We start from the raw sequence: 15,140 nt of genomic DNA, 5'->3' as shown, positions 1-15,140 counted from the left end.
TCACTTCTTGCGCTGGCTGAAGACGACGCCGCCGAGGGAGAGCGCGCCGCCGACGATCGCCAGCCACGGCGGGGTCTCGGAGAGGATCAGCCAGGCGAGGGTGACGGCGATCGGAGGCGAGAGGTAGGTGAGCGCGCCCATCTTCCCGGCGGTGGATCGGGCCAGCGCATAGCCCCAGGTCGTGAACGCGACCGAGGTCGGGAAGACGCCGAGGTAGATCGTCCAGGCGATCGACTCGCCGCTCGCGTGCGAGAGGTCGTCGATGAGCTGCGGGAGGAACGGCAGACACAGCACCGCTCCCACCACGCAGGCGAGCCAGGTCACCACGAGGGCCGAGCTGTTGGCGAGCAGCGGCTTCTCGGTGACGACACCGCCCGCGTACGCCACGGCGGCCAGCAGGGCGAGCAGGCTGCCGGTCCCGGCGTCCAGGCCCTCGCTGGAGGTGGCCAGGCCGATCAGCAGGACGCCGGCCAGCGCCACGCTGCCGCCGACGACCAGCGAGCGGGGGAACCCCTCTTTCAGGAGCAGCCCGGCCAGCACGGCGATGAGCACCGGACCGAGGCTGATGATCATCGAGGTGGTGCCGGCGTCGATGCGCTGCTCGGCGGCGTTGAGCGCGACGTTGTAGACCCCGAACCAGAGGAATCCGCAGAGGATCAGGCGCGGTGCGTCCGAGCGGGGCGGCAGCGGCACCCGGCGTGCCAGGACCACCGCACCCAGGAGCACGGCTCCGATGAACAGCCGGGCGAGGGTGAGGGCGCCCGGGCCGATGTCGTCGCCGGCGGCCCGGATGCCGATGAACGCGGAAGCCCACAGGACGACCGTGACCACTCCCGCCACCACCGCCAGCGGGGGCGTGCCCGCTGCGGGCGCGGGGTTCTCCGGCGGCGGGGTGGTCCCCTGATTGGCTTGCGCAGAGGTCACAGCTGCTCACTTCCTTCTCGTTCTGGCTCGTTACCGGTGGACGGGTCGTGGGAGACCGGCGGCGGTGTGTCCCGGCCCTGCGGCCCCGGGTCCAGGGCCGCCGCCAGCCGCCTCGCCACCTCGGTGACGTACGGCGGGCGCAGCAGGGTGAAGTGGTCTCCGGGGAGGGTCGCCTCCTCCCGGATGCCGCCGCGCGTCAACGGCGCCCAGTCCGCGCGGGGTTCGCGCAGCCGGTCGCGCGCCCACCACACGGTGAGCGGGGCGTCGACAGCGGTGGGCCGGTGGCTGAGGACCACCTGCTCGTGGTGTTCGGCCAGTTCCGCCTGGTGCAGCAGGGCCTCGGTGGGAGTGGCCGGCCGGCCGCGCTCCTCGGCACGGGCGACCAGCAGCTTCAGCCGTTCCTGAAGCGGCAGTCCGCGCAGCCGCTCGCGGAGCCCGGCGGCTTCCTGCGGGGTCACGGCCAGGTCGCGGAGGGTGTCGGCGAGGGCTACGGCGGGGGCCAGCAGCGGGTCGGGGTCGCCCCCGCCGGGGACGGACGAGTCGAGCAGCGCGACCAGTGCGACCTCCTCGCCCGCCGCCTCCAGCAGTGCCGCCACCTCGACGGCGAGGGCGCCGCCCATCGACCAGCCGGCCAGGTGGTAGGGGCCGGTGGGCCGGTGGCCGCGGACCAGTTCGGCGTACTGGGCGGCCATCGCGGCGAAGCTCTCCGCTTCGGGCTCGCCGGACAGGGCGCGGGACCGGATGCCGAGCACCTCCCGTCCCCCCGGCAGCAGGTGGACAAGTTCCCGGTACGCCATGACGTCGCCGCCTGCGGGGTGGAACAGGAACAGCGGCGCCGGAGTGACCGGCGCTCGCAGCGGGAGGATCTGGGCGTGTGCGGATCCGGCGGACAGCAGCGCGGAGAACCGGGCCACGGTCGGCGCCTCGAAGAGGGAGGTGAGCGGAAGCCGCACCCCGAAGCGGCGGCCCACCGCGGCCACGAGGCGGGCCGCGAGCAGCGAGTGGCCGCCGAGTTCGAAGAAGTCCTCGTCGGGGGCGATCGCCTCCGGGTCGCGTCCGAGCAGTTCGCCCCACAGCTCCGCCACGGCGCGCTGGACCGGGGTCCGCGCCGACGCGGCGGTTCCGGAAGAGGTGGCGGCCGGATGCGGGCCCGGTTCGGGGAGGGCGGCGCGGTCGAGTTTGCCGTTGGCGGTGACCGGGAGCGCGTCCAGGAGCACGTAGGCGGCCGGCACCATGTGGTCGGGCAGCGATCGCGCCAGGAACGCCCGCAGCTCGTCCCGGCCGGGGGCCGCGTCGGCCCCCGCGGCCGGCACCACGTAGCCCACCAGACGGTCCTGCGAGGTGCGGACCGCGGCAGCGCGTACGCCGGGGTGCGTGGCCAGACGGGTCTCGATCTCGCCGAGTTCGATCCGGAACCCGCGCAGCTTGACCTGCCCGTCGGCGCGGCCGAGGAACTCCAGTGCTCCGTCGCGTCGTTGGCGTACGAGGTCGCCGGTGCGGTAGAGCCGTCCGCCCGGCCGACGGGGGTCGGGGACGAACCGTTCGGCGGTGAGCTCCTCCCGGTTGCGGTAACCGGCGGCGAGCTGTATCCCGCCGATGTGGAGTTCGCCGACGATGCCGAGAGGCACCGGACCAAGCCGGTCGTTCAGCACGTCGAGGGTGGTGTTGGCGACCGGGCGGCCGATGGGCACGGGCCCGTCGGCGTCCTCGGGCGCGCACCGCCACGCCGACACGTCCACGGCCGCCTCGGTGGGGCCGTAGAGGTTGTGGAGTTCGACCTCCGGGTACCGCAGGAAGAACGCGCGTACCAGATCCGGGGGCAGCGCCTCCCCGCTGACGAAGACGCGGCGCAGGCTCCCGCCGTCCGCGGTCGCCGGGTCGTCGAGGTGGACGCGGAGCATGGACGGCACGAAGTGAACGGTCGTCACCGCCTCGCTGCGGATCAGCCCGGACAGGTAGGCGGGGTCGCGGTGCCCTTCGGGTCGGGCCACCACGAGCCGGGCGCCGGCCATCAGCGGCCAGAAGAACTCCCACACGGAGACGTCGAAGGTGAACGGGGTCTTCTGCACCACCGCGTCGGCGGCGGTGAGTCCGTACGTCTCCTGCATCCACAGCAGCCGGTTGCAGATGGCCCGGTGCGTGATCTCGACGCACTTGGGGACGCCGGTGGAGCCGGAGGTGTAGATGAGGTAGGCGGGCAGGTCGGGATCGGTCATGACCGCCGGGCCGGCCGTTTCGTCGGGCCCGTCGGGTGTGCCGGCGCTCGCCGGCCCGGCCTCGTCCACCCACAGGACGGGGACGTCGGGCAGGCCGCCGTCCGGCAGCGGGCGGACGGTGAGGACGAGGGCCGCTCCGGCGTCGGACAGCATGAACGCCATCCGCTCGGCCGGGGTCGCCGGGTCCACGGGGAGGTAGGCGCCGCCTGCCTTGAGGACCGCGAGCAGGGCGACGACCATGTGCGCGGACCGGTCCAGGTGGACCGCCACCGTGGTGCCGGGCTCGAACCGGCCGCCTTCGGGAAGCCTCACGGCTTCCCGGATGCGCCGGGCCAGCCGGTCGGCGGCCGCGTCGAGTGCGGCGTACGTGAGGGTGCTGCCCTCGAAGACCACCGCCGGGGCGTCGGGGGTGCGCCGCGCCTGCTGCTCCACCCGTGCGTGGAGCGGGACGGAGAGGTCGTAGGGGCGTGCGGTGTCGTTGTACGCGTCGAGGAGGGCCAGCTCCGCGTCCGACAGCATCGCCGGGGCGGACACCGGTGCTTCCGGATCGGTGGTCAGGGCGTCGAGCAGGGCGAGGTAGTGGCCGGTGGCGCGCTCGCGTTCGGCCTCGTCGAAGCAGGCGGTGTGGAAATCGAAGTCCAGCACGAACCGGGGCTCCGCGCCGGTGTCCGCGTGCAACTCGCGCACTTGCAGGGTGAGCCGGTCCGGGGAGTGGCCGGTGTCGACGAGGTCGAATCCGGCCGGGGATCCGAACCCTTCGAAAACGGCGTTCTGGTAGTTGAGGTAGACGTCGTAGAGACGGGTGCCGCCGCGGTGCCGGGGGACGTGGTCCTGGTGGCGGGCCGCGTCGAGGAAGGCGCGCTGGACCTCCCGGGCGAGCGTGCGCAGAGTGGTGTCCCCGTCGATCCGCACCTGGAGCGGCAGGACGTTCATGAAGAGGCCGATGGTGGAGCGGAATTCCGCGGGACGGCTGGCGAACGGCGTCCCGATGCGCAGGAGTTCGCCGCCGCCGACCCGGTGGAGATAGGCGAAGAGCGCCGCGCCGAAGGCGGTGGCGGGCGAGGCGTACCCTTCCGCGCGGACGAACTCGGTGATCCGGGAGCTGCGTCCGGCGCCGAGGTCGAGGCTGATCCGGGCGGTGCGGGTCTGCCCGGCGAGGTCCTCCTCGCGGCCGTGGAAGGCGAGCCGCTCGACGGGCCGGGCCGCGAGCGCCTCCCAGTGGCGCCGCGCCCGCCGGCGGCGCTCGGTGCCGCGGCCCGCCCGCTCGTGGTCGGCGTACGCCTGGAACGGCGGCAGCGGTTCGGCCTCGTCGAGCCGTCCTTCCCTGTCCAGGTCGTAGTAGTCGGACAGGGTGCGCAGGATCAGGGCCATGGACCAGGCGTCGCAGACCAGGTGGTCGACGTCGAGGTACCAGGCCCAGGCATCGGGGCCGAGCCGGAGCAGGGCGGAGTCGAACACCGCGCGGGAGGGGTCGAGGCCGGTCGCCGTACGCCGGCGGGCCCAGGCCAGGGCCGCCGCCCGCGGGTCGGCCGCCCCGGACAGGTCCACCAGGTCCACCGGGGCGGGCACGGTCTCGCTCACCCGTCGCACCGGGACGCCCTCCACCTCGTGGAAGGTGGAGCGCAGGGCGTCACTGTGGTCCACCAGCTTCTGGAACGCCCGCTGGAAGCGCGGGTGGTCGAGGGCCCCGGTGAGAGTGAAGAACGCGGTGACGTTCTCGTAGTAGAGCCGCACGTCGCCGGAGGTCTTCTTTCCGAAGTACAGGGCGAGTTGGCTGTCGGTGAGGTTGGTCTCCGGACCCTCGTCGGGCGAAGCGCCCTCGGGGGCCGTGGGGGCGGTGGTGGTCGGCAGGATGAGGACGGGCTCGCGCGTGGGCGGTGCGACGAGGGCCCGGGGAAGCCGGACTGCCCGGCGGACGGTCCTCTGGAACTCCTCGGCCCATCCGGCGACGGTGACCGCGTCGAAGAGATCGGTGCGGTATTCGAGGCATCCGAGCAGTTCGCCGTCCTGCTCGCGCAGATGGAGGGCGAGTTCGAGCGGCGAGACGCCGAGGTGGAAGGCGTCCGGGGCCTCCGGGGCGAGGGTGATCCCGCCCGCCCGGAGGCTGCCGGCGACGGCCGGCTGGAGGGAGAAGGCCGTCTGCCGGAGCACCGGACGGCCGGGGGGCCTCGGCGGGTTGATCTCTCTGACGATGTCCCCGAAGGGCAGGGCGTGGGCCAGCGCTCCGGAGAGCACCTCGCCCGCGTGCCGGGCCGCGTCGGCGTGGGTCTGGTCCGGCCGTAGCCGCACCCGCAGCGGAAGCGTGTTGACACGGAAACCTATGAGCCGCTCCTCGGCGGCGCCCCGGCGCTCGTCGACGGGCGCGCCGATCACCAGGTCCTGCCCGCCGGTGACGCGGTACAGGGTCACGGCGTACGCGGCCAGCAGGAAGGCGTAGACGGTGGAACGGTCCCGGCCGGCCGCCGCGCGCACCTCGTCGAGCAGCGCGGCCGGGAGCCGAAGGCCGTGGCGGGCGCCCCGTACGGTTGCCCGGACCGGGCGCGGCCGGTCGGCGGGCAGGTCGAGGACCGGCAGGTCGCCGTCGAGCGCGGCGCGCCAGTACGCGGCCGAGCGGGCGTACTCCGCGTCGCCCGGCCGCCGCTCCTCGCCCTGGGCGGCCGGCGGGGCCGGCAGCGGGGACGGGCGGTCCTCGGCGAACGCCCCGTACAGCGCGGCCAGTTCCTCCGCGAAGACGGCCAGCGACCAGCCGTCGCAGACCAGATGGTGGGCGACGACCGTCAGCACGTGGTGGTCGTCCGCGCAGCGGAAGAGGGTGAACCGGACGAGGGGCGGACGCTCCAGGTCGAACGGGCGGGTGCCGTGTTCCCTGTGCAAGGCGTGCGCCCGCGGTTCCCGGTCTTCCGACGGCAGCGCGCCGAGGTCGACGGTCCGCGGCGCGACGGCGGCGGGCTCCACGACGTACGGGACCGGCTGACCCCCGTGCTCGCGGAACCCGGTGCGCAGGGCCGGGTGCCGTGCGCCGATCTCCGTCAGCGCCTCGCCCAGCGCCCCGGTGTCGAGCGGCCCGGCCAGCCGGAACGCGGCCGAGAGGTGGTGGGCCGGGCTCGCGGGGTCGAGCCGCTGCAGCAGCCACAGCCGCCGCTGGGCGTCGGAGGCGACGGGACCGGCGACCTCCGCGGATACCCCGGCAGGAGCGGCGTCCGGACCGGCGTCGGCCGCTGCGGGAGGACCGGCGTCGGGACCGGTACCCCCCTGCCGCAGCCGGTCCATCAGCCGGGCACGTTCCGCTGCGGGCAGCGACGCCAGCCGGCCCAGGAGGTCGCTCACGAAGTGGCCTCCGCGACCCGTACGAGGAGTTCGTCGAGGTCCGAGTGGGTCTCCAGCAGGGCCGCGATCCACCGTTCCAGGCCGAAGGCGACGCAGCCGGTGTAGGCGGGGCCCCCGTCGGCCAGCGAGATGTCGCAGCGCTCGCCGAAGAAGTTGCGGTGGAAGTTGAGAGAGCCGATGGCAAGGGTGGAGCCGTGTACGAACTCCTCCTTCACCGGGAAGAGCTGGGCCAGCAGTGCCCGTCCGCCGTCCTTCTCGAAGAAGGGGTCCGAGGCTGCCTCGACCGTCAGTCCCAGCCCGAGGCCGGACGCGAACTCGACCACCTTCGGGCGGAACGTGGCGAGGTGGTCCAGCACCGCCTCCCGGGGGCCGAGGCAGACGATCTCCCGCATCGTGAAGCCGCGCAGCCGTCGCAGCCCGTCGTAGTGGTCCTCGTTGCGGAAGCACTTGGCGACCGTGGTCACGAACGTGGGCCCGGTGAGGCTGGCGGAACGATGGTGCAGGTAGACGTTGTAACAGGCCGCGGAGACAAGCCCGTACTCGCTCGGTCCGAGCCGGTCCGCAGGGACCAGCGGACCGTCCACCGGGCCTGAGCCGTCCGCGCCGCTTTCGGCGGGAAGCCTCAAGGGTGCCGTCATGAGGGCCAGCTGGGGGAAGTTGTCGAAGTAGTCGATGGACGCCAGGTCGGCGGCGCCGATCACGGTCGGGAAGAGCATGGGGGCGGCACCGGCCTCGGCCGCCCACCGCCGGAACTGCCCGTCCAGCAGGTCCATGAGATGGACCAGCTCCGGCCCCAGGGTGACGAGTCCGCCGCGCGCGGTGTAGAGGTCACTCATGGCCCACCCCACCGGTGACGCCGGCCAGCACCTTGTCGCGGATGCCGCGCAGGGTCCGGAAGCCGGTGACGTTCTCCACGGTCAGCTCCAACTCCTGTCCGGCCAGGTCCTCCAGCAGGAAGAGAAGCTGGGGGAAGTCGAGGGAGTCGATGAGCCGGCTGTCGATGAGGTCCTCGTCCCAGCCGATCGTGGACACCTCGGGGTTGCGGGCCAGCAACCAGACGCGCACCCGCTCGATCGCCTCGTCCGCCATCAGACCCCGGCCCCCTCGAACGGGGAACCGCTGATGATCCCCTGGCTGATGAGGAATCGGGTGATGCGCTTGAAGAAGGTCTCGTGATACCCGGCCCGCGCCGGGTCCTTCAACAGTTCCTCGCGGAAGGCCAGGGGCTCGGGGATGCCCGCGTCGCGGTAGACCGACGGGTTGTAGAGCGACTGGACGCTCGCGGTGACGTAGCGCCGCAGGTACAGGTCGAGGCGGTCGCGCAGCTCCTGGTCGCCGCGCTCGCGCAGTGGCTCGTAGAGCAGCCCGACGAGCTTGCGGCCCATGATGATGTGGCGCCACTCGTCGTCGTGGTGGACCTGGTTCACCTCTCTGATCAGGGGGTGCAGGGTGGTGTCGCGCCCCATCCGGAGGTTGAAGTGGTCGACCAGCTCCTCGAAGATCAGGATGCGGGCGAAGACCAGGAAGTGAGCGACATCGGTGTCCTCCTCCGCCTTCGTCACGGGGAGCGACTTGTCCGGGTAGATCTTGCCGCCGTAGCGCGAACAGAACTGGGCGAAGAACCACATGTGCCCGTTCTCCTCGCCCAGGAAGCGGTGGAAGAACTCCGAGGGCAGCTCGAACCCGGGGGTGTGGATGCGCCGGGTCACCTCGATGAGCAGCTCACGGATTCCGTGGATGTTCAGGCTGAAGAAGTTGACGCTCTCCCACTTGCTGAGCCGCATGAGCTGCTTCTCGTCCAGCTCGTGCGCGTACCGGGTGCCGGCCACGCTGAGCAGGTCGGGCGTCATCCACCACTGCTCCTCGGCGAGTTCGTCGACCCAGTCGAAGCGCGTGTACGGGCTGTAGTGGTGATCGGTCGCGTCGGCGACCAAGTGGTCGAGCGTTTCCGCCACTGACGTGTCCATGGTCTCCCCTGCGGTTCGGCGGTCGGCATGCGTACGAGAGGTGCGGGGCGGGCGGCCGGTCGCGGGGCGGCCGGGCCGGGGGGCGGGCCGGCTCAGCCGTCGTCGCTCCGGACGAGGAGACCGGCGGCGTGCTCCTCGTCCACGGCGAGCGGCCGGCTCTCCAGGAGCGCGGCCAGCTTGGCCACGGTGGACGCCTGGAAAAGATCGCCGACGGTGACGCGCACCGGCAGCTCGGCCTCGATCCGCGCGGCCAGCCGGGCGAGCAGCAACGACTGCGCTCCCGAGGCGAAGAAGTCCTCGTGGACCCCGACACCGGGTCGCTCCAGCAGTTCGGCCCAGACCGTGGCGATCAGGGATTCCAGGGCGGTGCGCGGGGGCGTGCGGTCGGGTCCTCCGGGAGTCGCCGCGGCGTCGGGCCGCAGCCCTCCGATCCGGGGCAGCTCCCCGGCGAGGTACGCGTCGCGCGTCGCGCGCCGCTGGATCTTCCCGCTGGAAGTCTTGGGGACGGTGCGGGGCGGCAGGAGCACCAGTTCGTGGAGTTCCGCCTCGCACTCCTCCCACACGGCGCGCCGGACGTGCGGGGCGACGTTCTCGAGGTCCGCCCCGTCCGCCGTTTCCACCACCAGGACGAGCCGTTCCTCGCCGTCGACGGGCACGGTGAACGCCGCCCCGCAGCCGGGGCGTACCGCGGGGTGGCCCACCTCGGCGGCGTGCTCCACGTCGTGGGGATAGAGGTTGCGGCCACGCAGGACAATGAGGTCCTTGAGCCGCCCGGTGACGGCCAGGGCACCGTGCTCGTCCAGCGTCCCGAGGTCGCCGGTGCGCAGGTAGGGGCCACGGCCGTCGGGCAGGGTCGCGCCGAACAGCGCTTCGTTCTCGGTGGGGCGGCCCCAGTAGCCGGAGGCGACGCTGGGACCCGCGACCCAGATCTCGCCGACCCGGCCCGGTGCGGCGGGGGCGAGGGTGGCGGTGTCCACCACGACGACCGACTGGCCGCCCCGGGCTGTCCCGCAGGCGATCCGCTCCACGCCCTCCACCGGGAAGCGCCGGACCTCCTGGCCCAGCGGGTCACCCGTCACCAACAGGGTCGCCTCCGCGAGTCCGTAGCTGGGGCGACACGCGGCGGGGTCGAAGCCGACCGGGGCGAACCGCCGCGCGAACCGCTCGACCGTCTCCACCCGCACCGGCTCGGCCCCGTTCACCGCCGCGCGCCAGGAGGACAGGTCGAGCGACGCCAGCCGCTCGTCGTCGATCTTGCGGATACATAATTCATAACCGAAATTCGGTGCCGGGCTGATGCTGCCGCGATGCAGCGATATCGCCCGGAGCCACCGATAAGGATTCTGAAGAAAATGCAGTGGCGCCATCAGGACGGCGGGAAATCCGCCGTGGAGCGGCGCGAGAATTGCACCGATAAGGCCCATGTCATGATAGGGAGGGAGCCAGCTCACCATGACGTCGCGCGACGTTCCGGCGAATGCCCGGTAAATACTCTCCACGTTGTGCGTGAGGTTCGCGTGGGTGAGTACCACCCCGCGCGGCAGCCGGGTGGAACCCGACGTGTACTGGAGGAAGGCGACCTGCCCGGGCTCGGGTCCGGCGGGGTCCGCGGCGGCGGGCGCCTCGGCGGTCTCCTCCCGCGGGGCGTCCGTGGCGATCCAGGCCAGCGGCGCCCGCAACGCGGTGCGGGCGACCGGCAGCAGATCCTTCGTGGTCAGCGCGATGCTCGCGCCAGCGTCCGCCACGATGGCGTCCAGCCGCCCGAGGCCGCGGGCGTCCTGGGGCGGATAGGCGGGCACGGCGACGACGCCTGCGAGCAGGCAGCCGTAGAACGCGACGACGTAGTCCGGCCCCGGCGGGAAGAGGAGCAGCGCTCGTTCGCCCGGCCCGTGCCGGGCGGCCAGCATGCCGGCCACCTGCTCGGCGGAGCGCAGGAGCTCGCCGTACCCGATGCGCAGTTCTTCTTCCTCACCGTCGATGAGAAAGACGTAGGCGGTGTCGTCCGGCTGCTTTTCCGCCCGGTGCCGAAGCACATGGACGAGCGTGGGGAATTCACGATCCGACAGCGCTGATATCTGTTCTGCAGACATGCTCACCGCTCCTAGGGGGACGCGATAAGACCTATATTTAAGCCACCGGCTGGTCGCACGAGGGACCACGCTAAAACACTCCCCACAGGGCGTCAACGGGGCCTATAGTTTCATCGATCAATGGCCGATGAAATCCTGCCACCTCGGCACTTTCCTCGATCGTTTCGGCAGTATTGCCGCACGGTGTCGCCGACACCGTGCGGGCGGCGGCCGAATCGGGGATGCCCCACTGTCGCACCCCACGGACGCCCCGGCCGTCCGCCGTTTCCGCAGGCTGCGGGGGCGCCGCCAGGGCCGCACTCAGGAATGCCCGCCCCGCCGCGTCCGTCGAGCACCCGTGCCGCAGGCACGGCAGGGCCGGACCACAACCCGGGACGACTCCGGCGCGACCATGATCCGGACCTTGTCCGAAACATGACATGCGAGCGGGAGGCAACCGGGCCGATACCGACGGTCGGGTGACAGGTATCGGGCGCGGACCACCGGCCCACCAGCGACCGGCATCGCGAGGGAAGGTCGTACGCGGTGCGCTACGGGTACGCGGACACGGGGGCGATGCCTCAACCAGGGCTTCGACAGCTCACCGGCACCCGACGCACCGCGGAAGAGACAGGCCACGGACGGCATGAGCCGGAGCCGGACCAACCGCGCCGGTCAGACGTGATCGCACACTGTCCGAGGCCGCCGCCTCGATCAGGAGTCACGGGACACCTCTCAGCGGCGCATCCCTGTTCGGCGAAGCCGGCGACTCCCGTCACCACGACCACGCCCCGTCCGCCCGCAGCAACGGCACAGAGCAAGTATCCCGGTCGCCGTCCACCCCGGTGGCGGGCGACCGCCACAAGTGGGCCGGATGGCGGGCGGATTGCCGAACTGCCGATATATCGGGGGATTTCGGAGCGATCCGCCTCCTTGTGATCACGTGTGACGTGGACAGCCCGGCTCGGGCTCGCTCCGACCGCACGACGGCACGGTGACGGCACGTCCTACGGCTTCGGTCCGCCCGTGCGCAGATAGCCCTGCTGGGCCGCGTGGACGCCTGCCTGGAAGCGGCTGCGGGCGTCCAGATGTCCGAGCAGGCCCGTGGCTATGCGGCGGGCCGTGCGGGGGGAGACTCCGAGCCGTTTGGCTATGGCCTCGTCCGTGTATCCCCGCGCCAGCAGCCGCAGCGTCTCGTGCTGTTGGCGGGTCAACGTGTCGGCCTCGTGCTTCTCCTGCCTGCCCAACGGCTCCGCCCTGTCCCAGACACTCTCGAACAGCGCTTCCAGGGCCGCGATGAGCCCTCGCCCGGTCACCACCAGAGCCCCCAGCGAGGAGTCCTGGTCGTCCAGAGCCACCAGAGCCAGCCGATGGTCGGTGATGATCATGCGCGTACTGAGCGACGGCGCGGTGCGGATATCGGCGCCCTGCGAGGCAAGCCACGTGACGTGCGCCACCGTGGGGGCGTGGTTGTGGACACTGTCCAGATAGACCGTACGCATCCGCACCCCGCGTCCCAGCAGCCGCTGGTTGAGCGGGCGGGAGGCGCGCATGTTCTCCTCGGTCTGCGCACCACCCGTGGCGAAGGTCTGGATCTCCTCCTCCACCTCCTCGTGCAACCGGTCGAGATAGTCCCGCACATGGTCCACACCGTTGAGGTGCACCACTGGTGAATCGCCCGTGCCCGGGTCCGAGGCGGTCAGTCCGCTGAGCAGGCCGGCGACCGCCGCCTCGCCCGCGCGCACCCGCTGCTCGCGCGTCGCGAGGTCGGCTCGCTGCCGGGCCAGCAGCGTCTCCAGGCCGAGTCGCGGGTTGACCACGTGGACCCGGCGCGGGCCGGCGCCGGAAGCCGGACGGACCAGCGACAGGTTCTCTAACTCCGCTAGTGCGCAATCGAACTGATCGGACGTCATCTCCAGCCGGGAGCAGTACTCCGTCACGGTGTCGTGCGGCCGGTCGAGCAGTGCGCGGTACACGGCCTCCGCAGCGGCGTCCAGACCCAAGGGGCCCAGCATCGTCCCTCCTCGCCAGGGGACATGCGCCTCCGGGTGGTTGTTTTCCGCAGGTCGCGATGGATTCTCTTCGACTCTCCGATGGTGCTTCGGTGAAGATCATGGCACGAGCGTGCACCTTCGGGCAGAGGGCCTTCCGCGCTGGTGCGGCCGGGGCTCCAGTGGCTGGACGGAAGGGGCCATGGCCTCATCGGTCCACCAGCCCGAGCTTCACCGTTGGATCACTTCATACAAAACTCGCCATGTTGTAGACCGCTTCCCACAGACAGTCGGAAGGGCCCCCGTATGACTCGCCTCCACCGCACCTCCTGTCCGGGACTGAGAACCCTCGTCGTCGCCGGGCTCGCCGTCGCCGCCCTCGTCGTTCCGGCCCAGGCCGCGACCGCGAGCGCGCCCACCGTCCCCCACGGTGTCCCGTTCTCCGGTGTCCTCCTCCCCGGCACGGTCCCCGACTTCGTAACCCCTCCCGTTCCCGGCCGTGGCCCTCACGACTTCGGCTGGCAGTAGGCCAGGTGGGCAAGGCATCCGTACGGCCCGACACGGCCGTGGCGAGGCAGGGACGGAAGGTGGACGAGGGTGCGATTCCAACTGCTCGGGCCATTGAGCATCACCGACGGGCGGGATGTCGTGGTACTCCCGCCCTCCAAGCCGACCGCGCTGCTGGCCGCGCTGCTCATCCGCCCCGGCTCCGTGGTCTCCACCGAGCATCTGCGCGGCATCGTCTGGGGTGAGGAACAGCCGGCCACCGCCAAGGCCGCGCTCCAGAGCTGCGTCCTCAGGCTGCGCAGGATCTTCGCCAAGTACGGCATCGAGGACCAGGCCGTCGTGGCGATGGCGGGCGGATACCGCATGAGCGCTGACGCCGAGACCCTTGACCTGCTGCACTTCCGGCAGCTCGTGGACCGGGCCGGAACCTCCGGTGGAGAGGCCGAGCTCTACACCCTGCGCCAGGCACTCGCCCTGTGGCAGGGCCCGTTGCTCGCCAACGTCCCCTCCGACCTGCTGCACCGGGACGAGGTGCCCCGGCTCGCGGAGGAGCGGCTGCGCGTGCTGGAGAGGGTCTGTGACATCGAACTGGAGCACGGCCGCTGCCGTGAAACACTCGTTGATCTTTGGGAGGTTACGCGCGTATACCCGGGCCGTGAACGGTTCGTGGAGCAGCTCATGCTTGCTCTGTACCGCACCGGTCGGCAGACCGAGGCGCTGGCGGAGTACCGCCGGATCAAGGGGTATCTGCGGCGCGAACTCGGCGTCGACCCGCGAGCCGGACTCCAGCGGCTCGAACTGGCCATCCTGCGAGGCGACGACCTCGGCGGCCTTGACGTGGGACGGGCATCCGCCCCTCTCGCTCCGCAGCTGCTCGCCGGGTCGCCGGATCCGGCGAACGAAGAAGAGGAGGCCCACGACGCGGGATGGTGCGACGACGGAACCGTCGAGGTGGCCCCGCTCCCCGCTGTGCCCAGCTTCACCGGACGGGGACGTGAAGTCGCCGCCCTGGTAGAGCTGTTGACGGGCAATCAGGACTCCTCGGGGCGCGCCCCCGTCGCAGTGGTGTCCGGGGCGCCCGGCATCGGCAAGACCGCGCTCGCCCTGCACATCGCCCATACGGTGGCCGCCCGCTACCCGGGCGGCTGCGTCCTGCTCACGCTGACCCGCCCCGACGGCACCCCACTGCCCGTGCGCGAGGCCACCGAACAGGTGCGCCGGCATTTGCCCGCGCCCGCCTCGGGGCGCGGCCGGACGCTGCTGATCCTCGACGATGTCGTCCACCCCGACCAGGTACGCGCGTTGCTGACCGCCCATGCGGACGGCGCCGCGATCGTGACCAGCCGGATGGGGCTCGCCGCGCTCGTCGCCACGCACGGCGGCACCGTCCACCGCCTGGGCGCCCTGGAACCGTGGGAGTCCTACGCCCTGCTCACTGCCGTGCTCGGCCGCGAACGGGTCGAAGCCGAGCCCTCGGCCGCCCACCTGCTGGCTTCCGTGTGCGGGCACCACCCGCTGGCCCTGCGGATCGCCGCCGCTCGGCTGCTCACCCGGCCCCGGCTGCCGCTGGCCGCATGCGCCGACTGGCTGCGCCGCGACATGCCCGCCCGCCTCACCCTGGCAGACGACCCTCGCATGTCGGTGCCGCTGACCCTGGACGAGGCCCTGGAGCGACTGCCCCCGGCGCTGGCCGAAGCGCATCTGCGGCTCGGGGCCGGGGCCCCTGATCCGCTGACCGTCGGCGGGGCGGCCGATGTCCTCGGCATCCCGGAGGAGACGGCGGAGGAGGTGATGGAGCGGCTCCTCGACGCGGGCCTCCTGGAGGAGGGGCCGTCCGGGGCCTTTCGGATGCATGACCTGCTCCGGGCGCACGCCCGGCGTGCGGCGGCACCAGCGACCAGGCACGCACCCGCCCTGCTGCGCCCGCCCCGGCGCGAGGAGATCCCCCCGCTGGGCAGCGCCGCCGCCCTGCGCTGATACGGACCACCCGGCAAGGCGCCGGAACCCCCGGCGTACGCCCTGTGCGCCACTCAGCGCACCACGAGCTTCATCCGCACCACCCGTAACACCCCGTCAGCGCGAGACCCGCGCCCGGCACGACAACCGAACAGGCCCGAACCCCGGGCCGCCCCATTCCGC

At 72.2% G+C, this 15,140-nt stretch carries 9 protein-coding genes; 2 read left to right on the top strand and 7 right to left on the bottom strand.

Annotation, left to right across the window (positions count from 1 at the left end; translation table 11 throughout):
- The 7 genes from AMK10_RS20515 to AMK10_RS20485 all read right to left on the bottom strand — a co-directional run bounded on the left by AMK10_RS20515 (nucleotide 1) and on the right by AMK10_RS20485 (nucleotide 12,518).
- Entirely contained in the window at nucleotides 1-924 is a 924-nt protein-coding gene (locus tag AMK10_RS20515; protein ID WP_241839594.1) for a DMT family transporter, read from the bottom strand.
- Nucleotides 921-6,467: a non-ribosomal peptide synthetase gene (locus tag AMK10_RS20510; RefSeq protein WP_073749246.1), complete on the bottom strand. Its 5,547-nt coding sequence runs from the start codon at nucleotides 6,465-6,467 to the stop codon at nucleotides 921-923. The genes AMK10_RS20515 and AMK10_RS20510 overlap by 4 nt, the downstream gene beginning before the upstream one ends.
- Nucleotides 6,464-7,303, bottom strand: a complete 840-nt coding sequence (locus tag AMK10_RS20505) for an aminoacyl--tRNA ligase-related protein (RefSeq protein WP_073749245.1) — start codon at nucleotides 7,301-7,303, stop codon at nucleotides 6,464-6,466. Before AMK10_RS20505 ends, AMK10_RS20510 begins: the two co-directional genes overlap by 4 nt.
- On the bottom strand, nucleotides 7,296-7,556 hold the full coding sequence (locus AMK10_RS20500) for a hypothetical protein (RefSeq protein ID WP_073749244.1): 261 nt from the start codon (nucleotides 7,554-7,556) through the stop codon (nucleotides 7,296-7,298). The genes AMK10_RS20505 and AMK10_RS20500 overlap by 8 nt, the downstream gene beginning before the upstream one ends.
- Nucleotides 7,556-8,434: a diiron oxygenase gene (locus AMK10_RS20495; protein WP_073749243.1), complete on the bottom strand. Its 879-nt coding sequence runs from the start codon at nucleotides 8,432-8,434 to the stop codon at nucleotides 7,556-7,558. Before AMK10_RS20495 ends, AMK10_RS20500 begins: the two co-directional genes overlap by 1 nt.
- 92 nt (nucleotides 8,435-8,526) lie before the next feature.
- Nucleotides 8,527-10,524: an AMP-binding protein gene (locus AMK10_RS20490; protein WP_079180784.1), complete on the bottom strand. Its 1,998-nt coding sequence runs from the start codon at nucleotides 10,522-10,524 to the stop codon at nucleotides 8,527-8,529.
- 986 nt (nucleotides 10,525-11,510) lie between these two features.
- Complete coding sequence (locus AMK10_RS20485; RefSeq protein ID WP_073749241.1) at nucleotides 11,511-12,518, bottom strand: helix-turn-helix domain-containing protein; 1,008 nt, start codon at nucleotides 12,516-12,518, stop codon at nucleotides 11,511-11,513.
- A 282-nt stretch (nucleotides 12,519-12,800) separates the two neighbouring features.
- Here AMK10_RS20485 and AMK10_RS20480 point away from each other — a divergent pair, with 282 nt between their 5' ends.
- Both AMK10_RS20480 and AMK10_RS20475 read left to right on the top strand, forming a co-directional pair.
- Complete coding sequence (locus tag AMK10_RS20480) at nucleotides 12,801-13,022, top strand: hypothetical protein (protein WP_073749240.1); 222 nt, start codon at nucleotides 12,801-12,803, stop codon at nucleotides 13,020-13,022.
- A gap of 69 nt (nucleotides 13,023-13,091) precedes the next feature.
- Nucleotides 13,092-14,978 carry an AfsR/SARP family transcriptional regulator gene (locus AMK10_RS20475; RefSeq protein WP_073749239.1) on the top strand — a complete coding sequence of 629 codons (1,887 nt, stop codon included), beginning with the start codon at nucleotides 13,092-13,094 and terminating at the stop codon, nucleotides 14,976-14,978.
- The last annotated feature ends 162 nt before the right edge of the window (nucleotides 14,979-15,140 follow it).

The sequence above is a fragment of the Streptomyces sp. CB02058 genome, from assembly GCF_001905505.1.
Classification (GTDB): domain Bacteria; phylum Actinomycetota; class Actinomycetes; order Streptomycetales; family Streptomycetaceae; genus Streptomyces.
This window is presented reverse-complemented; position numbering and strand designations above follow the sequence as displayed.